A 25,631-nucleotide genomic window follows, 5' to 3' on the forward strand; every position below is an offset into this window, starting at 1 on the left:
ACGATATGAAAACGCCATTTCTATGCAAGAAGGAGCGCCGATGACCACCGTCGAAAAGAGCGACGTCCCCCAGGAGATTTTCGCCCCGGAGCCTTTTTTGGTCACTGCGGGCACTCCGGTGGGCGCCGCGATGCGGGAATTCGATCTTCCGCGCAAGGGCCCGGACGCCATCGTGTGCGTGAAAGACGCGCAGGGTCAGCTGCGCGATCTCGCGCACGTGCCGGATACCGACGGTGAGTTCACCCCCATCCCGGCCTCCACCGAGGAGGGCCGCGGCGTGATCCGGCACTCGTGTGCCCACGTCCTAGCCCAGGCGGTGCAGAAGGAGTTCCCGGGCACGAAGCTGGGCATCGGCCCCGCCATTGACAACGGCTTCTACTACGACTTCCAGGTCGACGAGCCCTTCACCCCGGAGGATCTGAAGAAGCTCGAGAAGACGATGAAGAAGATCATCAAGTCGGGCCAGAAGTTCGTCCGCGGCGTCTATGCCTCGACCGAGGAGGCGGCGCAGGATCTTCGCGACGAGCCTTTCAAGCTCGAGCTCGTGGAGGACAAGGGCAACGTCGACCCGTCGTCCGACGAGGCCACCGAGGTCGGCCAGGGCGAGCTGACCTATTACGCCAACGTCAACCCGCGCACCGAGGAGACCGAGTGGCACGATCTGTGCCGCGGCCCCCACGTCCCGACTACCCGCTACATCCCGGCGTTCAGCCTCACTCGCTCCTCGGCCGCGTATTGGCGCGGCGATCAGAAAAACGCCGGCCTGCAGCGCATCTACGGCACCGCTTGGGAGTCGAAGGAGAAGCTCGCCGAGTACGAGCACATGGTCGCCGAGGCCGAAAAGCGTGACCACCGGCGCCTGGGCAACCAGCTGGACCTGTTCTCCTTCCCGGATGAGATCGGCTCTGGCTTCCCGGTCTTCCACCCGGATGGCGGCATCATCCGCTTGGAGATGGAGGAGCACTCGCGGCGTCGACACCTAGAGGCCGGCTACTCCTTCGTCAACACCCCGCACATCACCAAGGGCGAGCTGTTCCAGAAGTCGGGCCACCTCGACTGGTATGCGGACGGCATGTTCCCGGCGATGCAGCTCGACGGCGAGACTGATTACTACGCCAAGCCGATGAACTGCCCGATGCACAACCTGATCTATGCCTCCCGCGGCCGCTCCTACCGCGAGCTTCCGCTGCGGCTCTTCGAGTTCGGTACGGTCTACCGTTACGAGAAGTCAGGCGTGGTGCACGGACTGACCCGCGCCCGCGGATTTACGCAGGATGACGCCCACATCTACTGCACCGAAGACCAGCTCGAAGACGAGCTGACCAGCGTGCTCGAGTTCATCCTGTCGCTGCTCAAGGACTACGGCCTGGATGACTTCTACCTAGAGCTGTCCACCAAGAACCCGGAGAAGTACATCGGCGACGACGACGTCTGGGAGCGCTCCACCGAGATCCTGCGCTCGGTGGCAGAGCGCTCCGGGTTGGAGCTGGTGCCGGACCCGGCGGGCGCGGCGTTCTACGGCCCGAAGATCTCGGTGCAGGCCCGCGACGCGATCGGGCGTACCTGGCAGATGTCCACAGTGCAGCTGGACTTCAACCTGCCCGAGCGCTTCGATCTGGAGTACACCGCCTCCGACGGCAGCCGGCGCCGCCCGATCATGATTCACCGCGCACTGTTCGGTTCCATCGAGCGTTTCTTCGGCGTGCTGGTGGAGCACTATGCCGGCGCGTTCCCGGCCTGGCTGGCTCCGCACCAGGTCATGGGCATTCCGGTGGCCGACGAGTTCATCCCACACTTGGAGAAGGTCGCCCAAAAGCTGCGGAAGAAGGGTATCCGCGCCGAGGTGGATACCTCCGATGACCGAATGCAGAAGAAGATCCGCAACCACACCACCAACAAGATCCCGTTCATGCTGGTGGCCGGCGAGCGCGACGTCACCGCCGACGCCGTGAGCTTCCGCTTCCTCGACGGCTCCCAGATCAACGGCGTGCCGGTGGCCGAGGCGATCGAGCTGATCACCAACTGGGTCACCGACCGCGTCAACGCACAACCGAACGAGGAAGCCTTTGCGCAGCGAAGAAAATAGCCACCAGTACGTCGACACCGGTATCGGCACCCCGGACCGGCTGGCCCGGTTGTGGGCGCCGTATCGGGCGTCGTATCTGACGAAGCAGCCGTCGACAAGCGAGAACAAGCCGCGCGATCCTTTCGTCGCAGCCCCGCAGAAGTCGGACGAGGAGGCGCTCATCATCGCCCGCGGCGAGAGCGTCTATGCCTTGTTGAACCTGTATCCGTATAACGCGGGACACCTCATGGTGGTGCCCTATCGCAAGACGGCGGAGCTGGAAGATCTCACGGAGGCGGAGTCGACGGAGCTCATGGCTTTCGCCCAGAAGGCGGTGCGCGTTATCAAGCGCGTCTCCCACCCGGAGGCGATCAACGTAGGCTTTAACCTGGGGCGTGCCTCGGGCGGCTCGATCGGCGATCATCTGCACATGCACGTCGTGCCGCGCTGGCAGGGTGATTCGAACTTCATGACCGTTCTGGACAACACGAAGGTGCTGCCCATGTTACTGTCCGATACCCGCCGCCTGCTCGCCGAAGAGTGGGCCACGCTCGACGCCGAGGACGGTGCCGAGCGTGCTTAGCGTGCACGGACGCAAGACCGCGAGCGTCGTCATCGAACCGGTGGCGCGCAAGCTCTTGGACGCAGGCCTCACCCCGAATGCGGTCACGCTAGTCGGCACGATCATCCCGGTGATCACCGCGCTGGTGCTCATCCCGCTCGATCTTCTCGTGCCGGCCGCGCTGATCATCGGCCTGATCTCCGCCCTCGATATGGTCGACGGCACCATGGCCCGCCTCAGCGGGGGAGGCACGCGCTTCGGCGCGACTTTCGACGCCTCGTGCGACCGCATCACCGACGGCGCCATCTTCGCCGCGATCACGTGGTGGCTCGTCTATGTCCACGACGCGCACCAGGCCGTCGTCGCCGCCTCCTTCGGGGTGCTGGTGGCCTCGCAGGTCATCAGCTACATCAAGGCGCGCGGCGAGGCCTCGCGGCTGCGGATGGTCGGCGGGCTCATCGAGCGCCCCGAGCGGCTCATCATCGGCCTAGTTGGCCTCGGCCTGCAGGGCTTCGGCGTGCCCTATGCGCTGGAGATCGCGATCTGGGTGCTGTTGATCGGTTCCGTGTTCACCGTGGGCCAGCGCTTCCATATGGCCTTGACCTCGCCGAATGGGCGGGAGAGGATTGCGCCGCCCGTCGAGACGCGAGCGCAACGTTAGGAAGGCCATGTCGGAGATCCTGCGTCTGCTGCGCGCCCGCGAGTTCGCCGCGGCCGGCTACCTTATGGGGTGGAAGGTCGTGGGCCTGCTGCCGCGCCCGCTGGTCGCCCGCGTGTTTCGCTGGGCGGCCGATAAAGCCAGCGACGACGGCCGCGGCATGGAACAGCTGCGCCGGAACCTAACACGCGTGGTGGGTGCGGAAAACGTCACGCGCGCACTCGTGCGCGATGCCCTGCGCTCCTATGCCCGTTACTGGATGGAGGCGTTTCGCCTGCCGCGCATCGCCGCGGATCCCGACCTGCACCGGCGACTGACCGCCGGGGTGAGCGGGCGAGAGACCTTCGAGCGTTCGCTGGCGCGCGGGCGCGGGGTGATCCTCGTGCTGCCGCACACCGGCAACTGGGACATGGCGGGGATGTGGCTGGTGAAGAACTACACGTCCTTCGCCACCGTTGCCGAAAGAGTCAAGCCTGAGGCCTTGTATCAGGCGTTTGTGGACTACCGCGAGGAGCTCGGCTTCGAGGTGCTCGCGCACTCCGGCGACCGCCCGCCGTTTTCTCGCCTCAAGGAGGTGCTTATCGACGGCGGCGTCGTCTGCCTCCTCGGCGAGCGCGATCTCAAGCAGTCCGGCATCGAGGTGGAGTTCTTCGGCGAGACCGCGACCTTCCCGGCCGGCACCGCGCAGCTGGCGATCGAAACCGGAGCTAACATCCACGTCGTGCACGCCTGGTTCACCGACGACGGCTGGGGCCTGAAAGCCAACGAGCCGGTCGAGGTCACCACGGTGGCCGAGACCACCCAGCGCATCGCCGACGAGTTCGCCGAGAACATCCGCGCGCACCCCACCGACTGGCACATGCTGCAGCCGCTGTGGGTGGCGGACGTGCCGAAGAAGGCGAAAAAGGCGGACTAGCGTGCGCGTTGGAATCGTGTGTCCCTATTCTTTCGACCAACCGGGCGGGGTGCAGGCCCATGTCCTAGATCTCGCCGAGGCGCTGCGCGCACGGGGGCACTTCGTGCAGGTCATCGGTCCAGCACGAGAGTCCACCGAGCTTCCCGACTACGTCATCAAAGGCGGGCGCTCCTTCCCGATCCGCTACAACGGCTCCGTCGCGCGCCTCGCCTTCGGCCCGCTGGTGCACCGCCGCGTGCAGAAGTTCCTCGCGCAGGGGCGTTTCGACGTCCTGCACATCCACGAACCCAACTCGCCGAGCTTTTCGCTGCACGCCCTGCTCGCCGCCCGCGGGCCCATCGTGGCGACGTATCACGCATCGGCGGCGTCGTCTTTAGTCCTGCGGCTCGCTCGGCGCTGGCTCACGCCGTACTTGGAGAAGATTCGCGCGGGTATCGCGGTCTCCGAGCTGGCTCGGCGCTGGCAGGTCGAGCAGCTCGGCCGCGATCCCGTACTGATTCCCAACGGCATCGACACGGCGCGTTTTAGTGCTGCGCCGACAAGCTCTGAAAAGGTGGAGATCGTCTTCCTCGGGCGTATCGACGAGCCGCGCAAAGGCCTCGAGATCCTCCTGCGGGCGCTGGAGGGCTTAGAGCGCGAGGTGCGCGTCACCGTCATCGGCGGGGGAGCGCACCGCGAGGTGCCGGGGGTAGATTTTGTGGGCCGCGTCAGCGAGGAAGACAAGGCCCGCATCCTCGGGCGTGCCGATATCTACGTGGCCCCGAACACCGGCGGCGAGTCCTTCGGCATCGTCCTCGTCGAGGCGATGGCGGCCGGATGCGCGGTTGTGGCCAGCGACCTGGAGGCTTTTGCCCGCGTACTCGACGGCGCCGGCCGGCTTTTTCCCGTCGGTTCGACCGAGGATTTGACCGCTGAGCTGCGGAAACTTATCGACGACCCCGCCGCCCGCCGCACGCTTATCGAGAAAGGGCGCCGCCGTGCGCATCGCTTCGACTGGGACACCGTCGCGGGGCAGGTGCTGCGTGTCTACGAGACGGTCGCCGACGGTACCACGGTGGGGGTGGAAAAGAGGCGATGATGTGGCTCTGGTTCCTACTCGCTCTGGTCGTGGTCGTGGCGCTGATGTGGGCCTACTTCACTGCCCAGCGGCTCAACCGGCTGCATATCCGTACCGACGCCGCGCGCTGGGCGCTGGAGGCCGCACTCGATCGCCGGGCGGGGGTGTTGGCGGCGTTGCGGCCGTCGGCAAGCGAGGTGGCCGCAGGCGTCGAAGCGCTCCGTCTCAGCCCCCGCGGCCTTGGCGAGCGCGCCGCGGCGGAGCGTCGGGTGGAGGAGGAGATTGCGCTCATCGACGATCCGCCGGCCATCCTTGTCGATGCGACCACCCGCGTGCGTTTGGCGCAGCGTTTTTATAACGAGGCTGTCGCCGATACGCGGGCGCTGCGTTTGCGGCCGGTGGTGCGAGCGTGTCGGTTGGCTGGTTCGGCGCCGCTGCCGGAGTTCTTCGAGATCAGTGGGGGTTGAGGGGGTTGGGCTAACCGAAACTGCGTGGCTGCTCAACAAAACCCGTTCAACGGGTCTAGGACCCCTGCCGCTCAAGCATCCTTAAAGCTTCCTTCTGAGTAGGCTTCGTCCAACAGTCCAGATACAGCAAATTCGGGTTCTCCTGCTGTGAGATTCCCTTGGGATAAAGCTGCGTCAACCGACGAAGGGAGAAGCGCTCTCATCTGCCAATAAATCTCATCGTCGCTTAACATTCTTGCCCCACTCCTTTAGAAGTTGGGGCTCTGGGTAGGCCGTCTTGAAGGTCATGACACCGTCAGGGAGTACGTTGTATTCCACCCTGATCATCTCTTTACCCAAACAACACGTTTAACCCTTTTAGCTGCATAAAACTCCGGTTCTTCCAAGACATCTCTCACCGCGTCGACTATCTGCTGGTTTCGCCAGTTTCTATCGAATCTAGAAGCACCCGTACGCATAGAATCCCACCTGTGCCCTTAAGATAACCCTTCTCCATGAGGCCTGCCCTCACCATTACGGCCGGGCTGATCCTTCCACCCGTTGAGCACGTGGCCGGGCATCTTGTCTAACGGTGGTAGCCTCTCGCCTTTGAATACCTGCGAGAACCCACCCTTGGTGTACTTCGGCACCTTCGCATACAGGGTTAACGGCCATTCTTGCCCCTCGGCCTGCTGTTTCGACGCACGGCGATAGTGTTCCCACGCCGCCGCATTCGGCGGATAGCCCAACTCGCGCGACAACACCTGGTAACGCTTTCTCAGATCGCAATTAATCCGCGGTAGATCGGACTCGTCGCGCTGGCACTCGATACCCAGACACTGGCATCCGGGATGATGCTTATTCGCGCGGCCTACCGCCTCGCGTGTATAAACCGCACCGCGGGAGGCGAGCATGAAACAAAACCCACACGCCCCGGGCGCTGGGATACGAGCAAACGCCCTACCTCCTAGGGTTGCCTCTTCGTCTGTGGGAAGCGCCACGAGGCGGGCGACCACACTATCCAGTGCAGTTTTCGCCTGAGCCCGCAATACTGGATCAGCCTTAGAGTGGTAGAGAAGTATAGCCCGGAGCTGGGTTCTTCTTCGCTCTACTTCTTTATCCGGAGGGGCGCGATCCGGAAACCCTTGCCCTTTCAACTCATCGCTGAACGAGCGCGAGAGCACTAAGTACTCCACCGCGGCGTAGCCCGCCTGTTCTCCGTACCGATCGGCGAGGCCGGCGATGTCCTTTCTTAACTCGTCGCTTGTAATCACGTCTTCGCCCTGGCGTGCCCACCACCGGGCGAGTTCCTGCTGCGCCAATAAACGCAGATAATCCAGCGCTTGTGTGTACTCATCGGCCACCGCCTGCCCCCGATCAAGATTCGATCACCTGTTCTAAAGTTAGCATGGCATACTGCCTCGGGCAATAGGGGAAAGCCTCCAAAAGGTACGTATGTTCCCGTCTGCCGTTGCTCGATTCAGTTTGATTGTTAGCGGATGTCGACACCGTTGATACGTGAAAAGTCGATTCGCCCAACCCCGCAACAGTCCTCGGTAGTGTGGATCCCATGACTGATATTCGGGACATTCTCAGCCTCGAGCGTCTCGACGCCGACATCTACCGGGGCACCGCCGTGGAATCCGTGCTGCCCCGCACGTTCGGCGGGCAGGTCGCCGCGCAGGCGTTGGTCGCGGCAACGCGTACCGTCGAAAAGAAAGACGTGCACTCGCTGCACGGTTATTTCGTCCGCCCGGGTCGCGCGTCGGAGCCGACGATTTTCCTCGTCGATCGCATCCGGGATGGGCGTAGTTTCGCCACCCGCAAGGTCAGCGCCGTGCAAAACGGCGAGACGATCTTCGAGATGCAGGCCTCTTTCCACCGCAACGATGACGTCGGCCCGGAGCACTCGGACCTCATGCGCACCGTGCCCGCCCCGGAGGAGATCGGCCGCGACGATCGCACCTTGCCGGATACCTCGCGGGCGTTATTAGAGGAGTGGAAGGACTGGGACATCCGGATCGTCCCCTCGGACCAGTACGAGCACAACAAGTACGGGGCTGATGCAGGAACGGGTGACAGGTTGGGTTTTCTGTTCAGGCCGCTAGAGTCAGGGCCTGGGTCAGTAGTTTCTCCTCGAACTTGACCGGGGTCAATTTCCCGAGTTCCTTCTGCTTCCTTCTTCGGTGATAAGTCCTCTCGATCCACCGGACTATAGAGCTCCGAAGTTCCTCGCGGGTGGCCCAGGGCTTCGCGTCGAGGACGTTGTTCTGCAGCAGGCTGAAGAAGCTCTCCATCGCGGCATTGTCTCCGGCAGCACCGACTCTGCCCATCGAGCCGACCAGGCTGTGATGCTCCAGAGCCCGGAGGAACTTCTTTGCTCGAAATTGAGACCCGCGGTCGCTGTGGACTATGCATCCGCCCACCTCAGCGCCAGATCGAGCCCTGTTCGCCACGGCGTTATTCAGGGCCCGCACCGCCAATGAGGACTTCATCCTGGTGTCGATGGAATAGCCGATGATCCGCCTGGAGCAGGCGTCTTTGATCGCGCACAGATACAGCTTGCCCTCACCGGTGTGGTGTTCGGTGATATCGGTGAACCACACTTCGTTGACTTTCTTCACGGTGCTGAACTGCCGCTGCACCAAATCATCGTGGACCGGTGGCCCGGGGCGGGTTCCCTTGCCCTTCTTACGCTTGCTGATCACCGAGAACACGCCCTGAGAGGCGCAGAGCCGCCAGGCGGTGCGGTGGGCCATGTGGACCCCGGCGACCTCCTCCACGGTGTCGGCCAGGTATCGGTACCCGAACTCAGGATCATCACGGTGAGCATCGATCAGGGCATTGAGCCGGTGGGCCTCTTCCCATTCGGCGTCGGTGATGGGGTTGGCCAGCCACCGGTAATAGGGCTGGCGGGTGATCTTCAGCACCCGGCACGTCACCGCCACAGGGATTCCTGAAGCGGCGAGATCGCGGACGAGCGGGTACTTCATTTTGACGGGATCTGAGCTTGGCCGAAGTAGGCAGCAGCCCGTCGCATCACCTCCAGCTCCTGCTCCAGGGTGCGGTTGCGGCGGCGCAGGGCGCGCAGCTCGTCCCTCTCCTCAGTGGTCAGGCCAGGTTTGCGGTCATTGGGGTTTCCGGCGTCCAGTTCGGCCTGGCGGACCCATTTGCGGATGGTCCCTTCATGCAGACCGAAATCAGCAGCTACTTCGGCCAGCGTGGTGTTCTCGTCCCTGTTCTGGGCAACGCGGACCACATCGTCGCGGAACTCTTTGGGATACGGCTTGGGCATGATGACAATCCTTCCAGGCCCGGGGTAACCGAGCCAGATCAGTTGTCACCTATCCCTGCATCAGCCCCTACACCCCGAGCCAGCAGGTGGTGTGGTTCCGTTCGCGTCGGCGCCTGCCGGATGATTTGACGTTCCACGTCTGCACCTTGGCCTACATGTCGGACATGACGCTTCTGCATTCTTCCCTGGTGCCGCATCCAGGCCATAAGGTGCAGATGGCCTCGCTCGACCACGCGATGTGGTTTTTGCGCCCGTTCCGGGCAGACGAGTGGTTGCTTTATGATCAGGTGTCGCCGTCGGCAGCCGGCGGCCGTGCGTTGACCCACGGCCGGATCTTTGACGCGCAGGGCCGCCTCGTCGCTATGGTCACCCAGGAGGGACTGACGCGCACCCACCGCGACCAGTAGGGGTCGGAGAAAAATAGGCTGCGTATACTCGTTTCCGTTCTCTAGCGCGAAAGGACGCTGAATTCATGGCAGGGCATTCCAAGTGGGCGACCACGAAGCATAAGAAGGCTGCGAACGATAAGAAGCGCAGTAAAGAGTGGGCGAAGCTCGTGAAGAACATCGAGGTGGCCGCACGCACCGGGGGCGGCGATCCGGCGGGCAACCCGACTCTGGATGACATGATCAAGAAGGCCAAGAAGGCCTCGGTCCCCGGTGACAACATCGAGCGTGCCCGCAAGCGCGGCGCCGGCGAGGAAGAAGGCGGCGCGAACTGGGAGCAGACCACCTACGAGGGCTACGGCCCGAACGGCGTGGCCATGCTCATCGAGTGCTTGACTGATAACCGCAACCGCGCCGCCGCCGAGGTGCGCACCGCGATGAACAAGAACAACGGCAACCTAGGCGAGTCCGGCTCCGTGTCCTACCTGTTCACGCGCATTGGCTACGTCGTCATCCCCAAGGGGGACTTGGAAGAAGACGACGTGTTGGCCGCCGTGCTCGAGGACGGCGCCGAGGAAGTCACCCTCAACGGCGAGTTCTTCGAGATCGTCTGCCAGCCGAGCGACGTCCCGAACGTCCGCCAGGCCCTCGAGAAGGAAAACATCGACGTCGAAGACTCCGGCATCGACTTCCGCGCCTCGGTCCAAGTTCCGCTGGAGCTCGAGGACGCCAAGAAGGTCCAGAAGCTGATCGACGCCCTCGAGGACTCCGACGATGTCCAGGACGTCCACACCAACATGGAGCTTTCTGACGAGGTGCTCGCGGAGCTCAACTCCTAGATCGCGGGGCTGAGGACGTGAACCTGGAGGGTTTGCGGGTCATGGGCATCGACCCGGGGCTGACTCGCTGTGGGCTGTCGGTGGTGCAGGCCGGACGGGGCCGGGCAGTCATTCCGGTGGCTGTCGGCGTCGTGCGCACCCCCAGCGACGCGGAGCTCGGCAACCGGCTCACCCGCATCTCCGATGCGGTGGAGGAGTGGTTGGACGACTACCGCCCCGACGTCGTCGCCATCGAGCGCCTCTTCGAGCGCGGCAACGTTTCGACGGTCATGTACACCGCCCACGCCGTCGGAGTGCTCATCCTGGCGGCCGCGCGGCGCGACATACCCGTGCACCACTACACGCCGTCGGAGGTCAAAAAGGCGATCTCCGGCAACGGGCGGGCCGACAAACAGCAGATGACCACGATGATCACCCGCATCCTCGGCCTTTCTGAGGCCCCGAAGCCGGCGGATGCCGCCGACGCTTTGGCGCTGGCGGTCTGCCACTGCTGGCGGGCCCCGGCCTTGGCCCGCGAGAAGCAGGTGGCAGCCCGCACTCGGGAGTTCAAGCGCAGACTAGAGCAAAGGAGCAAGCAGTGATCGCCTCGCTGAACGGCGAAGTCGTCTCGATCGCCCCGGATCACGCCGTCATGGAGTGCGCGGGGGTGGGCTACCAGTTCTTGGCGACGCCGCGCACCCTCGCCCGCCTGCGTCGCGGCGAGAACACCCGGGTGCTCACCCACCTGGCGGTGCGCGAAGACGCCATGACCCTCTACGGCTTCGTCTCCGATGAAGAGCGACGCATGTTTCTCTTGCTGCAGACGCTCTCCGGGATGGGCCCGAAGTTGGCGCTGGCGGTGATTGGCACCTTAGAGCCGGCGGAGATCTCCACGGCCGTGACCAACCAGGACGCTAAGACGCTGCAGACGGTGCCGGGCGTGGGCAAGCGGATGGCGGACCGGATGGTCGTCGAGCTCAAGGATAAAGTCAGCGAGTACCTCCCGTCCGAGCCCAGCCCCGACACCGGCCCGGCGCTCGACCCGCAGGCCACCCAGGTCGCCGCGCAGGTCACCGAGGCCCTGGTGGGGCTCGGCTTCACCGAACGGGTGGCCACCCCGGCCGTCGAGCTCGTGCTGGCGGCGGAACCGGAGCTTAATACCTCCGCGGCGCTGAAGAAGGCGCTCGCCTCTTTAGGAAAGAACAAGTAAAGGAGCCGAGAAGATGTCGGACATCGAACGCACCGAGTTCGAGGTACCCGAATCGCCCGTGGATCCGCACCGCCACCAGGGGGATACGGACCTGGAGAAGTCGCTGCGCCCGAAGTCCCTCAACGACTTCATCGGCCAGCCGAAGGTCCGCGAGCAGCTCCACCTCGTGCTCTCCGGCGCCCGACAGCGCGGTGTCACCCCCGATCACATCCTGCTCTCCGGCCCGCCGGGGCTGGGCAAGACCACCATGGCGATGATCGTGGCGCAGGAGCTCGGCACGTCGCTGCGCATGACCTCCGGGCCCGCCCTGGAGCGCGCGGGTGATCTGGCGGCGATGCTCTCCAACATCATGGAGGGCGACGTGTTGTTTATCGACGAGATCCACCGCATCGCCCGTCCCGCCGAGGAGATGCTGTACATGGCGATGGAGGACTTCCGGATCGACGTGATCGTCGGCAAGGGCCCCGGAGCCACGTCGATCCCCCTCGAGATCCCGCCGTTTACCCTGGTCGGCGCCACCACGCGCGCGGGCATGCTCACCGGCCCGCTGCGCGATCGCTTCGGCTTTACCGCGCAGATGGAGTTCTACGACACCGAGGACCTCACCCAGGTGGTCACCCGCGCGGCGGCGATCCTCGGGGTGGATATTGCCGACGACGCCGCCGTCGAGATCGCCTCGCGCTCCCGGGGCACACCGCGTATCGCGAACCGGTTGTTGCGCCGAGTGCGCGACTACGCCGACGTGCATGCCGACGGCCACGTCGACTTGGACGCCACCCGGGGCGCGCTCGAGGTCTTCGACGTCGACGATCTAGGCCTCGACCGCCTCGACCGGGCGGTACTCGACGCCCTGATTCGGGGGCACGGCGGCGGGCCGGTCGGCGTGAACACCCTGGCGATCGCCGTGGGGGAGGAGTCCACCACCGTCGAGGAGGTCTGCGAGCCCTACCTGGTGCGCGCTGGCCTCATGTCCCGCACGGGGCGCGGCCGCGTGGCGACGGCCGCCGCCTGGTACCATCTCGGCCTCACTCCGCCGGAGGGCACGCCGGGAGCCCTATAGAATGCGCGTTTAGAATGAGCGCGGCCATCTGGCACACTGGGCGTCTATGGAGATCATTGTTTTTCTTGTCATTATCGCCCTGTTTTTCATTCCTTCGTTCCTGATGATGCGCAAACAGCGCCAGCACCAGGCGGAGATAACCAAGCTGCAGGAGGCCTTGGGTGTCGACGACTACGTCATCACCGCCGCCGGTCTCCACGGAAGGATCGCGGATCTCGCGGAGACCACCGTCGATCTGGAGGTCGCGCCGGGGACCATCATCACGATGGAGCGCGCCGGCGTTATGCGCAACGTCACCCAGGAAAACCGCCAGGTAGAGGCGCAGAAGACGGAGGAGATCACCGACAACGAGCCGGAAGATGGCTCGGGTGAGCACCCCGAGAATTTCCGATGATCTACGATGGTCTGAGTGTCCACACGGGTACCGTCATCAAGAGGATTGACCTTGTCTGCTGAAAATCGACGTATTGGGCGTGCGCGCCGCGCCTGGCCGAAGCGCGCGCTAGCCCTCTTCGGCGTGTTTTTCGTGCTGGTCTTCGGGCTGGTGTTTTTCACCGGAGACCGCTCGCCCGCCGCTAACCTCGGTATCGACCTGCAGGGCGGTACCCGCATCACGCTGGCCCCGCAGGGGGAAAACCCGACGCAGGAACAGCTGGATCAGGCGCGCCAGATCCTGGAAAACCGCGTCAACGGCATGGGCGTGACCGGCGCCCGCGTCGTCGTTGACGGCTCCACGCTGGTGATCACCGTCCCCGGTGAGGACGCCAGCCAGGCGCAGGCCGTCGGCCAGACCTCGCAGCTTTTGTTCAGGCCCGTCGCCCAGCCGGCGATGGCCGACCCGCTGCAGCTGCCGAGCGTCGCGGAAGAGATGGCCAACGATTGGGTGGAATACGGCGTCGTCACGCCGGAGGAAGCCCAGGAGTCGTTGGACCAGCTGTTTACCCAGTACAACAACTCTTTGCAGCAGCAAGCCCCGGACATGGAGCCGGTGGAAACCCCGACCATCGAGGCCGAGCCGCTGCCGGAGCCGGAGAACTCCATCGAGGCGGGCGAGCGGCGCGAAGAGGAGATCGACATGCTCCTCGAGCACCGCCAGTCGGATGACCCGACCGTGCAGTCGGCCGCCAGCGCGCTTCTGCAGTGCACCCCGGACCGCGTCGACCCGCTCGCGGGTACCGACGATCCGGCCCGCCCGCTGGTCACCTGCGATCCCACCACCGGCCAGGCCCACATCTTGGAGCCCGCGCCGCTGCTCACGGGCGTCGATGACCCCGCGGGCCAGCGCCTCACCGGCGAGGAGATCGACACCGATCGCCCGATCACCGGCGGCTTCAACCCGGAGACCGGCCAGATGGAGATCAACTTCGCCTTCTCCACCGACGGAGAGGTCAACGGTTCGCAGACCTGGGCGGAGCTGACCAACGAGTACCTGCAGCAGCAGATCGCCATCACGCTGGACTCGCAGATCATCTCGGCGCCGGTCATCCAGTCGCCGACGCCTTATGGTTCGGCCACCTCGATCACCGGCGACTTCACCCAGGAGGAAGCCAACGCCTTGGCCAACAACCTCCGCTACGGTGCGCTGCCGATCTCCTTCGCCGGCGAGCAGGGGGAGCCCGGCGGCACCGTGGAGACAATCCCGGCGCAGCTCGGCCAGGCGGCCATGGAGGCGGCCTTGATCGCCGGCGCCGTGGGCTTCGCGCTCATCGCCGCGTTCGTCTTCTTCTACTACCGCCTCTACGGTTTGATCTCTTTGGTTACGCTGGTGGTCTCCACCGCGTTGGCCTACGCGCTGATCGTGCTGCTGGGCCGCTGGATTGGCTACTCGCTGGATCTGGCCGGCATGGCGGGTCTGGTCATCGGTATCGGCCAGACGGCCGACTCCTTCGTCGTGCTCTACGAGCGCATCAAGGATGAGATCAGGCAGGGCAAGACGTTCCGCTCCGCCACGCAGCACGGCTGGGATCGCGCGAAGCAGACGATCGTGACCGGTAACGTCGTCACGCTTATCGGCGCCATCGTGGTCTACATCCTCGCCGTCGGCGAAGTCCGCGGCTTCGCCTTCACCCTCGGCCTGTTGACCGCCCTCGACCTGCTCGTCACCTTCCTCGTGACCGCGCCGCTGGCTATCCTGGCCTCGCGCACGAAGTTCTGGTCGAAGGGCAGCGTCAACGGCCTGACCAAGATGTTCGAACTGGGCAAGAGGAAAAGAAGCAGCACGACCGCGACGCCCACAGCCGAAGAGACCGAGGTGAAGTAGCCATGTCCACTCAACAGACCGGCTCGCAGGGAAACTTCTTCGATAAGCTTTACACCGGTGAGGGCGGGATCGACTTCATCGGCCGGACCAAGACGTGGTACATCGTCGCCTTGGTGCTGGTGTTGATTTCGATCGGTTCGATGATCTTCCGCGGCTTCGACCTCTCCATCGACTTCGAAGGCGGCACGAAGGTCTCGATGCCCGCCGGCGACCTCGTGGTCGAGGAAGTCGACGAGACCTTCCAGGACGCCACGGGCGTCGAACCGGAGCTCGTGCAGATCGTCGGTGCCGGCGACTCCCGCCAGCTGGAGATCAACTCCGTCACGCTCAGCGAGGAGCAGGCGCAAGAGGCGCAGCTCGCCATCGCGGAGAACCACGGCGGCGAGGAGCTTGGCGTCAACGAGATCGGCGTCTCCCAGGTCTCCGAGTCCTGGGGCTCGACGATCACCGAGCGCATGATCATCTCGATGGCGGTCTTCCTGGTGATCGCCAGCATCTACGTCGCGGTCCGTCTGAAGCGAGAGATGGCTATCGCGGCCCTCGCGGCGCTGGCCGTCGACGCCGTGCTCATCGCCGGCATCTACTCGCTGTTCGGCCTGGAGGTCTCGCCGGCCGTCGTTATCGGCCTGCTGACGGTGTTGACGTTCTCCGTCTACGACACGGTCATCGTGTTCGACAAGGTGAAGGAGAATACCCAAGGCGTGCTCAACTCGCGGCGCGCCACCTACGGCGAGCAGGCCAACCTCGCGGTCAACCAGACGCTCATGAGGTCTTTTTCCACTTCGACCATCTCCGCGCTGCCGATCATCGCGCTGTTCGTCGTGGCGGTGTGGCTGCTGGGCGTCGGCACGCTGCGTGACCTGGCGGTCATTCAGCTCATCGGTGTTATCGAGGGGCTTGTGTCCTCGCTGTTCCTCGCCACCCCGTTCTTGGTCAGCATCATGAACCGCAAGAAGGCCTACCGCGAACACAACGAGAAGGTTGCCAACTACCGGGAGACCGGCGACGACGGGGAAGACAACGTCGATGAGGACCATGACGTCGACGGTAAGGACGAGAAGCGTACCGTCGTCACCCCCACCAGCAACACCGGAGCAACCTGGCGCCCGAACAGAGGTTAAACGTGCACGTGAGAAAGCTAGCTCTCGCCGCCGTCGCCACGACCACCGCTGTAACTCTGGCCGCGTGCGGCGAAGAAGGACCCCCACCCGAACCCGCCACCACCGAGTACTTCGGCTACCAGGTGGACAAGCCGCTTTTGACGTCGAACGCCGCCTCCTTAGAAGGCGTGAGCACCAACGCCGAGGCGCTGAGCGCCCGGCTGTACCCGGCGGCGTTCGTCTCCGGGCCGAGCGGGCAGTCGATCCCGAATTCCGATCTCCTGCTGGCACGCTCTGTGCATGGGCCTTCCTTTTCGGTGGAATACCAGATCAACGAGGACGCGACGTTTTCGGACGGCGACCCCGTCGACTGCGTCGACTTCCAGCTCGCGCATACCGCCGGCACGACGCCGGAGCTTTTCGACGCCCACCTGCCCCTGATGAAGCAGGTCGAGCAGTTCCAGTGCGCCGAGGGCTCGAAGCGCTTCCGCATCGTCTTCCGCGAAGGTGACGGTGGCCGTTGGCGCGAGCTTTTCGACGCCGGCTCCGTCCTGCCCGCCCATACCATCGCCCGCGAGGCCGGCCTGGAGCCGGGCCAGATGCACGCCGCCGTCAACGGGGAGGACGAACAGGCCCTCGCCGCGGTCGCAGAGGTCTGGAATACCGGCTTCGACTTAGCAGAGTTCAACCCGCAGCTGCAGGTGAGCTTCGGTCCGTACATGATCGATCGCGTGGGCGCAGAAGGCGAGGTGGTCCTGGCCCGCAACCCGCACTATTCCGGCGATGATGCCGTGTTAGAGCACATCGTCGTGTGGCCGCGGGAGGCCGATTCCGAGCGCCTGCGCGCCGAGGGGGCCTTGCGCATTGCCGATACCCCCACCGCCGAGCCGGGATTCGATACCACCGGGTATGCGGTGGAGTCGGTCGTCGGCGAGCTGACTGATTCGCTGCGTATCTCAGACGAGGGCCTGTTCGCCGACCGCGATAACCGGCAGGCGTTCGCCGCGTGCATCGATAGGAAAGCGGTGGCGCGGGCGTCCTCGGAAGCTTCGGGGGTGGAGGTGCCGCCCGTGGCGGTGCACACCGTGCCGCACCTCGATCCGATCCGGGCACAGCTGGAGGAGATCGACTCCGCACACGCCGAGCCCGACTACGAGGCCGCCGAGCCGCTGCGCGGGCAGACGGTGCGCATCGGGTATCTGGGCCCAGATGAGCGCAAGGCGGCGATGGTCGAGGCCATCGGTGCCTCGTGCGCGGAGGCCGGGATCACCGTCGAGGACGCGTCGGCGGATGGCTCCACCCTGGCGGATCTCGAGGGAGGCATCGACGCCTATCTGTGGGGCACGCATCCGATGCGCGAGTACGGTACGGTATCTGCGCGGCTGACGGAGGTTGATAACCTCCGTAAGGCCGAGGAGGCGATGTGGGAGGAGCTGCCCTCGATTCCGTTGAGCGCGCAGCCCCGCACGTTCGCGATTGATGAAGATGCCAGTAACGTGGTGGTGTACTCGGGCCTGACCGGTATCGGCTGGAATAAGGACCGCTGGCAGTTAACCGAAGACGAGGAATCCAGTGCCGAAGAATCAGAAGACGAAGTACAGTAGCGCGTCCGCAGCCATCTCGGAGAAGATCCGGCTGGTTGAGGACTTCCCGGAAAAAGGTGTCGTCTTCGAGGACCTCACCCCCGTGCTGGCCGACGCCGATACCTTCCACACCGTCGTCCGCGCCCTCTCCGAGGCCTGCCAGGAACTCGGGGCCGACGTGATCGGCGGCCTAGATGCGCGCGGCTTTTTGCTCGGCTCCGCCGTGGCCTATGACTTGGGCCTGGGTATTTTGGCCATCCGCAAGAAGGGCAAGCTGCCGCCGCCGGTGCACTCGGAGGAGTACAACCTCGAGTACGGCTCCGCGGCGCTCGAGATCCCGGCGAACCAGTGGGATCTCACCGGCCAGCGCGTCGTGCTTGTCGACGACGTCCTCGCCACTGGCGGCACCCTCGTCGCCGCCACCCGTCTGCTCGAAAACATCGGTGCCAAGGTCACCGGTTATGTCGTGGTCTTGGAGGTCGACGGTTTGGGTGGCAGGGAGGCACTCGACGGGGCACCGCTCGTCGTTATCAACCAGGACAAGTAGAATCAGACCATGTCTCCTCACAGTGATCGGGTAGGTAGAACCAGCATGCGGAGTATGTCCGCGCGACTCGCCCGGTCCCTGACAGGAAACGGGCGCACGCGGATTAACCCGGTGCTAGACCCGCTGTTGTCGGTGCACCGGCGGTTTCACCCGAAGATCGACGCCGAGGTGCTCTCCCGCGCCTACGAGCGCGCCGAGGCCCTGCACGAGGGCGTGCGCCGCAAGTCCGGCGATCCCTATATCACCCACCCGCTCGCGGTGGCGACGGTCTGCGCCGAGATCGGCATGGACACCACGACGCTCGTGGCGGCGCTCTTGCACGACACCGTCGAGGACACCGACTACACGCTCGACGAGCTGACCGACGAGTTCGGCCCCGAGGTCGCCCGGCTTGTCGACGGTGTCACCAAGCTGGACAAGGTCGCACTCGGTGCGGCCGCCGAGGCGGAGACGATTAGGAAGATGATCGTCGCGATGGCGGAGGACCCGCGGGTGCTCGTCATCAAGGTCGCCGACCGCCTGCACAACATGCGCACCATGCGCTTTCTGCCGCCGGAGAAGCAGGCGAAGAAGGCCCGCCAGACCCTCGAGGTGATCGCCCCGCTGGCGCACCGCCTCGGCATGGCCAGCGTCAAGTGGGAGCTTGAGGATCTCTCTTTCGCGATTTTGTATCCCAAGAAGTACGACGAGGTGGTCCGGCTCGTCGCCGACCGCGCGCCCTCGCGGGACCGCGCGCTCAAAGAGATCAGCGAGAAGCTCTCCGCCGCGCTGAATTCGAACGGGATCAGCGCCGAGGTGCAGGGCCGACCGAAGCACTACTGGTCGATCTATCAGAAGATGATCGTCGGCGGCCGCGAGTTCGATGAGATCTTTGATCTGGTGGGCCTGCGCATCCTCGTCGATTCCATCAACGACTGCTACGCCGCGATCGGCGTGGTCCACTCGCTGTATGCGGTGTTGCCGGGGCGTTTCAAGGACTACATCTCGAACCCGCGCTTCGGGGTGTATCAGTCGCTGCACACCACGGTGATGTCGACGAGCGGGCGCCCCCTTGAGGTACAGGTGCGCACGCACGAGATGCACTACAACGCCGAGTTCGGCGTGGCCGCGCACTGGCGCTACAAGGAGACCAAGGGCTCGCACCGCGGGGATCAGGCGGAGGTCGAGCAGATGGCGTGGATGCGTCAGCTGCTCAGCTGGCAGAAGGAAGCCGCCGACCCGAACGAGTTCCTCGACTCGCTGCGCTACGACCTGACCAGCAGCCAGATCTTCGCGTTCACCCCAAAAGGCGACGTGATCAACCTGCCGGCGGGAGCGACCCCGGTGGACTTCGCCTACTCGGTGCACACCGAGGTCGGCCACCGCTGCATCGGGGCGAAGGTCAACGGCAAGCTCGTGGCCCTCGAATCGGAGCTCAACTCCGGTGACCGGGTGGAGATCTTCACCTCGAAGGACGAAAACGCGGGGCCCTCGCGGGACTGGCAGGATTTCGTGGTCTCGCCGCGCGCGAAGACGAAGATCCGGCAGTGGTTCGCGAAGGAGCGCCGCGAGGAACACCTCGAGGCCGGCCGGGACGCCTTGGCCGCCGAGGTCCAGCGCGGCGGGCTGCCCATGCACCGGCTGTTTACGTCGGAATCGATGAAGCAGATCGCCACGCAGCTGCACTACCCGGACATCGACGCCCTCTACACGGCGATCGGCGCGGGCCATGTCTCGGCGCAGCACGTCACGCAGCGCCTCACCGCGATGTTCGGTGACGAGGACGACGCCGTCGACGAGCTCGCCGCGCGCACCCCGATGACCCAGCTGCTCGAGCAGCGCGAGCGTCAGGTCGAATCGACCTCCGGCATCCTGGTCGAGGGCAGCCCAGATGTGATGGCGAAGCTGGCGAAGTGCTGCCAGCCGGTGCCGGGCGACGAGATCTTCGGCTTCGTCACCCGCGGCGGGGGGGTATCGGTCCACCGGGCGGACTGCACGAACGCGGCGAAGCTCAAAGAGGAGCCGCAGCGGCTGATCACCGTCTCCTGGGCCTCGGAGGAGGGTGGCGACGGCAGTTTCGCCGCCACCTTGCAGGTCGAGGCACTCGATCGCCATGGTCTCTTATACGAGCTCACCAAGGTCTTGAGCGAGCAGAAGCTGCAGGTGACCGCGATGAGCTCGCAGTGCGACGACGATGACGTGGCGACGATCCGGCTGACCGTCGCCGTGCACGACACCCGGCAGCTGGGAGATCTGATCACCCGGCTGCGCAACACCGAGGGTGTCTTCGATGTCTTCCGAGTGACCGCCTAAGGTATCGCGAACATGAATACTTTCCGAAGGGAAGGTAAAATCCCAGGAATCTGCTGATTCATACCTGGCAGGAACCTGAGCGGTGGGTAAAGACTTACATGCAACCTTGTAACGTTTCTGCATAGGAGAGTCTTTCCCGTGTCTCCGTACCGTCGCTTTGGGCGCCTGCTCGCCATCTCCACCGCGACCACCGTCGCTGTGGCCAGCACCGGCGTGGCTGTTGCTCAGGAAAACCAAACTGTCTCTTTCTCGATCACCAACTTCACCGACCTCCACGGCTACCTCGAGCCGGGGGAGGGAGATGACAAGGCCGGCGAGCCCATGGGTGTCGCGAACCTCGCGGCGCTCATGGATCACCTCGGCCAGGACAACGATCACCAGATCCGCACCACTTCGGGTGACAACGTCGGCGGTTCGGCGCCGATCTCCGCCATCCAGGACGATGAGCCGACCATCGAGGCGACCAACGCTATGGGTATCGACGTGTCGGCCGGCGGCAACCACGAGTTCGACAAGGGCTACGACGATGTGGTCAACCGCATCATCCCGAACTCTGATTACCCGATCCTCGGCGCGAACGTCGAGGGCGCCGACGAGCTCGCCCCCTCCGCCGTCGAGGAGTTCGACGGCGTCAAGGTCGGCTTCGTGGGCACCGTGACCGACAAGACCCCGAACAAGGTCTCCCCGTCGGCCATCGAGGGACTCACCTTCACCGATCCCGTCACCGCCGCCAACGCTGAGGCCGAGCGGCTGAAGACCAGCGGCGAGGCCGACATCGTCGTCGTCCTGCAGCACGAGGACATCGTCTCCCACTCCGGCTTCAACGAGCACGTCGACGCCGCCTTCGGCGGCGACAGCCACGTCCTGCACGACCCAGAGGACAACCGGGCTCAGGCTTATGAGTACGGCAAGAACCTCATCGAGGTCGAGTTCACCTACGACGTCACCGCCGGTGAGATCACCGAGACCGAGTGGGGCGTCTACGACTACGCCGACGTCATCGAGCTGGGCCTCGCCCCGGAGCCGACCGTCCAGGCAATCGTCGATGAGGCGGCGGAGCAGTTCGAGATCCTCGGCCAAGAAGTCGTGGCCACCATAGAGAACGACTACTTCCGTGGCTCCAACCCGAACGGTGCGCCCGGGACAAACCGCGGTGTCGAGTCGACCCTCAACAACATGTTGGCCAACTCCAACTGCATCGCCATGAACGAGTTCCTGGGCGGCGGCGACCAGATCGATCTGGGCCTGATGAACGCGGGCGGCGTCCGTGCCGACCTCGCCGCTGGTGACGTCACCTTCGAAGACGTCATCACCGTCCAGCCTTTCGGCAACAACCTGGCCTATGCGACGCTCTCCGGCCAGGCGATCCTGGACGCGCTGGAGAGCCAGTGGAAGGATCCGCAGGAATCGCGCCCGCGCCTGTCGCTGGGTGTGTCCGATAACGTCTTCTACTCCTACGACCCGACCGCGGAGCAGGGCGAGCGCATCAACACCGTCTACATCGACGGCGAACCGCTGGACCCGAACGCTGACTACACCGTCGCTACCGCCACCTTCCTCTTCGAAGGCGGCGACGACCACATTAAACCGGAAGAGGTCCGCGACCTGACCGACGTCGGCTTCCTCGACTCCCAGGCCTTCGCTGATTACCTTGCCCTAGAGGGGCACCCGACCTACCGCTCTGGCCAGGGAGAAATCGGCATCACTGGCCACGAGGAGCTTGTCCCGGGTGAGACCGCGACCCTCGAGCTGTCCTCTCTGAACTACTCCAGCGAGGGCGAGCCGCAGGCGCAGGAGGTCACCGTCACGCTCGGTGATGCGACCGCCACCGCTGAGATCGACAACACCACCACCGCCGAGGATGCCGGTTACGGCGAGAACGGACGCGCTACCGTCGAGATCGACGTCCCGGCTGATGTCCAGGACGGCCAGGAGCTGCGGATCACCACCGATGCCGGCACCGAGATCCTGGTTCCGGTCAAGGTTGCTGGCGAGCCGGGTACGCCTGGTCAGTCGAGTGCTGCTGGCAGCGCGAACGGTCTGAGCGCTGGTTCTTCGCAGTTTTTGACGATTGCCACCGTCCTCGCTGTCCTCGGTGGCGTTGCCTGGTTCGTCTGGCCGGTTCTGTCTGAGATCGCCTCCCGCTTCGGTTTCTCCTTCCCGCAGCAGCCGGCGCTGCCGATGTCGTCCTAGAGCGTTCGACCGCTAGGCCGCTAGTCTGCGCAATCCGATGAGCGCCTCGCCTTTGGGCGGGGCGCTTTTCTTATCCATTTTCTTGGCTGTGGGGGGACGTAAGCGTGACGGGGGTGCGGCGAGTTTATGCCATGGCATAGAAGGGGAGTGCCAACTTTTCCAGCGAGGTGTGCGAGGGACTATGCGGCCGCATAATGAGGGGAGGAGACGTTGAGAGATTATGCCGTGGCATAGTTTCTGCGGTTCCGATCGAATCCATTGCCTTCCGGAAACGTGGTGGGGCGCCGCGAGGTTCGCTTTGGCTTTATACTCCGTGCGGGCGGACTTCGGGGTGACGGGGTCAGCCGAATCGCGTCGGGATTTATGCCATGGCATAAACGAACCCTCCGCGGTCGGCCCCGTTCCGGCTGGACTCCGATTACGCACGTGCGTAAAAATGTCAGATACGTTTGTTGGTAGCGTTTCTCCAGCAAGACGGTAGTGACGGTTTCCGGGTAGTTGGCAAAAGCCGCCCCGGCTGCCACGTCCCAGCCTCGGCGGCGCAGACTCCCCAACCCTCAGCAAACCCCGAGCGCGGCGGTACCAGTGCTCGCCGCACGGCGCACTCGGCAGCGGGGACGGGTGCGACGCCACCAAGGGAGTCGACGGCGTTTTACGCAGGTGCGGAAAAACCAGAGGTCTCGAATGACAGTGTGTCTCGTGTGTCTATTAATTCCCCGGGATTCATCGATTTCCGATTACGCACGTGCGTAGAGCTTTCGGCCCGTACTATGCCGCGGCAGAGTGAGTCAGGGGCTGTTCTGGTCGTAGTGTCGACTCAGTGGGCCTGTTATGGGCGAAGGGCAAGCGACGACAGCCGCTCCTGTGTCTCTTCTTCACCTCCGCCAGTAGCCCAAGGCGGCGATCCAGGGATTCCCTTCGAGCTGATCGCCAGGGTGCGAGAAACACTTCGGCCGGCGTATTCCGACGAGTGAGACTCCGCGGGGGCGGACAACGTGGTATGAGGCGTATCGTCGTGGTCTCTGTGCGCCTGAGAAGAAGAATTCCCTCCCGCATTGCTGACACAGGAAACGCCGAACTGCGAGGCCTCCACATCTGAGATGGGAGTCGGAGCTAGGGGTGCTACCAGGTAGACGGAACTCCACTACCAACTACGCGGGCACACGCTATTCCCTACCCCCAACCAGCAAAACCAGAAACCGAAGATGAACATGTGACTCACGTGGTCTAGACCTGCTTTGAGCCGTCCTGGATTACGCACGTGCGTAAAAACTAGAGGCCTGGAGCGAAAAATGCGACTCACGCGCTGTTGCTCCGCCCGCTTTCGGTTGTCCTGGGGTTACGCACATGCGTAATTCCTTTGGCTTTCTGTCCGGGAACCGAGACCTAACTCTAGGGCGTCTCAGCTTGCGACCATATAGTGATTCGGTTTCCGAAAGCCTTTTGAGGTGAGTTGGGCGAGCCGGACTGCGTCGGAATTATGTCGTGGCATAAACGAAGAAATTCCGGAGCTGATCCCGTTCCGGCCGAATTCCGATTACGCACGTGCGTAATAGAGGTATCCACTATGCGGCCGCATAGTGGGATCCGAGGCCGCGGCCGCTTGCGAGCGAGCGTTTTCTTTATGTATTACATCTAGGGTTCCGACTTCTTCTGAGAGCGTCCGATAGTTTGTGTGCGGGGGGTGGTTTACAGGTAGTCCGCGAATCGGTCTGGGTATGCCACAGCTAGTTGGTTGATGGCTTGTTTCCAGCCATTGGCCTTCGCTCCTTGAACATACCCGTTGCACTCAACGGCACGCTTGGCTTGCTTCGCGCGTTTGGCAACGCGTTAGTCTTCGATGGTGCACATCATCAACCAAAGCGTCTTCAGTGCTGCTGTATCGTTCGGGAACTGGCCCCGGTTTCGGGTAGCTTTACGCAGCTCAGCATTGAGTGACTCGATTGAATTCGTGGTGTATATCACCTTGCGCGCCGCTGGCGGGAACTGCAGAAACCCCACGAACCGTTCCCACGCATCACGCCAGATATTCACCGACTGCGGGTACTTCTGGCCAAGCTCAGAGGTTTCGAACGCATCTAAGCTGGCACGGGCGGTATCTTCGTTTACGGCCGTCTAGATCGCACGTAGCGCACTGGAGACGGGTTTTCGGTCCTGATAGGACACCCACCTATTCGCCGCCCGGATCAGGTGCACGATGCAGGTTTGTACCATCGAATGTGGCCAGGTTGCCTCCACAAGCTTCCGGTAGACCTTTAAGACCATCACAGCAGACGATGAAGACATCCTGGACGCCACGGTTGGCCAGATCTGCGCACACAGATGCCCAAAAGGCGGCACCTTCATTATCAGCAATCCACAAGCCCAGGATGTGCTTGATACCGTCTATGTCGATGCCCACCGCCATGTAGCACGCCTTGTTGACTACACGGTGGCCATCGCGGATCTTCACGCGTAGCGCATCAAAAAAGATTACTGGGTAGAACTCGTCGAGTTGACGGTTCTGCCAGATCATCACCTCGTCTAAGACTGCATCGGTAATCGTGCTGATCGTATCCGGGCTCATATCCACCCCCAGGGTGGAGCCAAGATGGTGCTGAATATCACGCACTGTCATCCCACCGGCGTACAGCGAGATGATCATGTCATCGAGCTCTGTCAGCCGGCGTGAGCCCTTGGGCACCATCTGGGCAGTAAACGTGCCGGAACGATCCCTGGGCACGATCCCTTCCAACGCGCCGTGCCCAGAATTGACGGTCTTGGTCTACGACCCGTTGCGGTGGTTACTACCCTGTGTTGGTTCAACCTGGGCCTTCATCGTCCGGTCGGAATGACCGTAGCCCAAATGGGCATCCATTTCCGCCTGCAAAACCAGCGTTAATCGATGCCTGCAACAGGGCTTTGACCAGGTCGCTGGCGTTATCGGTGGACGTCGACAACTCGCCAATCAGCTTGGCGAGCTCAGGATTTTCCATCAGCTTCTCGCTGATCTCGTTGACCTTGTCCTGGTCATGGTTTTTCTTCGTTGTCACCGTTGTCATTATCGGTGAAACTCCTTCTGGATCAGAGCCTCACACACAAATTTCCTGACACCCTCCTTCTTCTCGGTGCCGTGGGTGTCCAGAATCGGTGCCCACCATGTTGTGTACACTTCGGTAGCCAAAATGGAAGAGATACGGCACA

The 25,631-nt window shown here is 63.7% G+C and carries 19 protein-coding genes and 3 pseudogenes; 19 read left to right on the plus strand and 3 right to left on the minus strand.

Annotation, left to right across the window (positions count from 1 at the left end):
- The first annotated feature begins 40 nt into the window (after nt 1-40).
- The 6 genes from thrS to C3B44_RS04985 are packed head-to-tail and all read left to right on the plus strand — an operon-like array spanning nt 41 to nt 5,725.
- Nucleotides 41-2,086, plus strand: a complete 2,046-nt coding sequence (gene thrS / locus C3B44_RS04960; RefSeq protein WP_108431404.1) for a threonine--tRNA ligase — start codon at nt 41-43, stop codon at nt 2,084-2,086.
- Nucleotides 2,067-2,648, plus strand: coding sequence for an ATP adenylyltransferase (locus C3B44_RS04965; RefSeq protein WP_108431405.1), 582 nt, complete (start codon nt 2,067-2,069; stop codon nt 2,646-2,648). The genes thrS and C3B44_RS04965 overlap by 20 nt, the downstream gene beginning before the upstream one ends.
- On the plus strand, nt 2,641-3,288 hold the full coding sequence (pgsA, locus tag C3B44_RS04970) for a phosphatidylinositol phosphate synthase (RefSeq protein WP_108431406.1): 648 nt from the start codon (nt 2,641-2,643) through the stop codon (nt 3,286-3,288). Before C3B44_RS04965 ends, pgsA begins: the two co-directional genes overlap by 8 nt.
- Before the next feature lie 7 nt (nt 3,289-3,295).
- Complete coding sequence (locus tag C3B44_RS04975; RefSeq protein ID WP_108431407.1) at nt 3,296-4,201, plus strand: phosphatidylinositol mannoside acyltransferase; 906 nt, start codon at nt 3,296-3,298, stop codon at nt 4,199-4,201.
- A 1-nt stretch (nt 4,202) separates the two neighbouring features.
- On the plus strand, nt 4,203-5,279 hold the full coding sequence (locus tag C3B44_RS04980) for a glycosyltransferase family 4 protein (protein ID WP_108431408.1): 1,077 nt from the start codon (nt 4,203-4,205) through the stop codon (nt 5,277-5,279).
- Nucleotides 5,276-5,725 (plus strand): hypothetical protein, encoded by a 450-nt coding sequence (locus C3B44_RS04985; RefSeq protein WP_199222459.1) that lies wholly within the window; start codon nt 5,276-5,278, stop codon nt 5,723-5,725. The genes C3B44_RS04980 and C3B44_RS04985 overlap by 4 nt, the downstream gene beginning before the upstream one ends.
- A gap of 476 nt (nt 5,726-6,201) precedes the next feature.
- Here C3B44_RS04985 and C3B44_RS04990 read toward each other — a convergent pair whose 3' ends face one another.
- Entirely contained in the window at nt 6,202-7,068 is an 867-nt protein-coding gene (locus tag C3B44_RS04990; protein WP_108431409.1) for a VG15 protein, read from the minus strand.
- A 206-nt stretch (nt 7,069-7,274) separates the two neighbouring features.
- On the opposite strand from C3B44_RS04990, the pseudogene C3B44_RS04995 reads away from it, so the two are divergent.
- A pseudogene (locus C3B44_RS04995) lies at nt 7,275-7,766 on the plus strand (acyl-CoA thioesterase); the annotation flags it as partial.
- A gap of 34 nt (nt 7,767-7,800) precedes the next feature.
- On the opposite strand, the gene C3B44_RS05000 reads toward C3B44_RS04995, so the two are convergent.
- Nucleotides 7,801-8,999, minus strand: a protein-coding gene (locus C3B44_RS05000; RefSeq protein WP_235840523.1) for an IS3 family transposase whose coding sequence is annotated in 2 segments (ribosomal slippage) — nt 7,801-8,700 and nt 8,703-8,999 — 1,197 coding nt in all. Because the reading frame shifts where the segments join, the coding sequence is not laid out codon by codon here.
- 62 nt (nt 9,000-9,061) lie between these two features.
- Here C3B44_RS05000 and C3B44_RS05005 point away from each other — a divergent pair.
- From C3B44_RS05005 to C3B44_RS05060, 12 genes and pseudogenes are all read left to right on the plus strand, one after another.
- Nucleotides 9,062-9,406 (plus strand): annotated as a pseudogene (locus C3B44_RS05005) (acyl-CoA thioesterase); the annotation flags it as partial.
- Between the two features lie 65 nt (nt 9,407-9,471).
- Nucleotides 9,472-10,224: a YebC/PmpR family DNA-binding transcriptional regulator gene (locus C3B44_RS05010; protein WP_108431411.1), complete on the plus strand. Its 753-nt coding sequence runs from the start codon at nt 9,472-9,474 to the stop codon at nt 10,222-10,224.
- A gap of 17 nt (nt 10,225-10,241) precedes the next feature.
- Entirely contained in the window at nt 10,242-10,805 is a 564-nt protein-coding gene (gene ruvC / locus C3B44_RS05015; RefSeq protein WP_108431412.1) for a crossover junction endodeoxyribonuclease RuvC, read from the plus strand.
- Nucleotides 10,802-11,413: a Holliday junction branch migration protein RuvA gene (gene ruvA, locus C3B44_RS05020; RefSeq protein WP_108431413.1), complete on the plus strand. Its 612-nt coding sequence runs from the start codon at nt 10,802-10,804 to the stop codon at nt 11,411-11,413. The genes ruvC and ruvA overlap by 4 nt, the downstream gene beginning before the upstream one ends.
- A gap of 13 nt (nt 11,414-11,426) precedes the next feature.
- Nucleotides 11,427-12,473, plus strand: a complete 1,047-nt coding sequence (ruvB, locus tag C3B44_RS05025) for a Holliday junction branch migration DNA helicase RuvB (protein WP_108431414.1) — start codon at nt 11,427-11,429, stop codon at nt 12,471-12,473.
- 46 nt (nt 12,474-12,519) lie between these two features.
- Nucleotides 12,520-12,867: a preprotein translocase subunit YajC gene (gene yajC / locus C3B44_RS05030; protein ID WP_108431415.1), complete on the plus strand. Its 348-nt coding sequence runs from the start codon at nt 12,520-12,522 to the stop codon at nt 12,865-12,867.
- Between the two features lie 51 nt (nt 12,868-12,918).
- Nucleotides 12,919-14,733, plus strand: a complete 1,815-nt coding sequence (gene secD / locus C3B44_RS05035; protein ID WP_199222470.1) for a protein translocase subunit SecD — start codon at nt 12,919-12,921, stop codon at nt 14,731-14,733.
- A 2-nt stretch (nt 14,734-14,735) separates the two neighbouring features.
- Nucleotides 14,736-15,854, plus strand: coding sequence for a protein translocase subunit SecF (gene secF / locus C3B44_RS05040; protein ID WP_108431417.1), 1,119 nt, complete (start codon nt 14,736-14,738; stop codon nt 15,852-15,854).
- Between the two features lie 8 nt (nt 15,855-15,862).
- On the plus strand, nt 15,863-17,437 hold the full coding sequence (locus C3B44_RS05045) for an ABC transporter substrate-binding protein (protein ID WP_235840512.1): 1,575 nt from the start codon (nt 15,863-15,865) through the stop codon (nt 17,435-17,437).
- Nucleotides 17,406-17,963, plus strand: a complete 558-nt coding sequence (locus C3B44_RS05050; protein ID WP_108431418.1) for an adenine phosphoribosyltransferase — start codon at nt 17,406-17,408, stop codon at nt 17,961-17,963. The genes C3B44_RS05045 and C3B44_RS05050 overlap by 32 nt, the downstream gene beginning before the upstream one ends.
- A gap of 45 nt (nt 17,964-18,008) precedes the next feature.
- Complete coding sequence (locus C3B44_RS05055) at nt 18,009-20,255, plus strand: RelA/SpoT family protein (protein WP_199222471.1); 2,247 nt, start codon at nt 18,009-18,011, stop codon at nt 20,253-20,255.
- A 138-nt stretch (nt 20,256-20,393) separates the two neighbouring features.
- Nucleotides 20,394-22,448 carry a bifunctional metallophosphatase/5'-nucleotidase gene (locus C3B44_RS05060; protein WP_108431420.1) on the plus strand — a complete coding sequence of 685 codons (2,055 nt, stop codon included), beginning with the start codon at nt 20,394-20,396 and terminating at the stop codon, nt 22,446-22,448.
- A 1,689-nt stretch (nt 22,449-24,137) separates the two neighbouring features.
- Here C3B44_RS05060 and C3B44_RS05065 read toward each other — a convergent pair.
- A pseudogene (locus C3B44_RS05065) lies at nt 24,138-25,489 on the minus strand (IS256 family transposase).
- Between the last annotated feature and the right edge of the window lie 142 nt (nt 25,490-25,631).

The sequence above is a fragment of the Corynebacterium yudongzhengii genome (assembly GCF_003065405.1).
GTDB classification, from domain to species: domain Bacteria; phylum Actinomycetota; class Actinomycetes; order Mycobacteriales; family Mycobacteriaceae; genus Corynebacterium; species Corynebacterium yudongzhengii.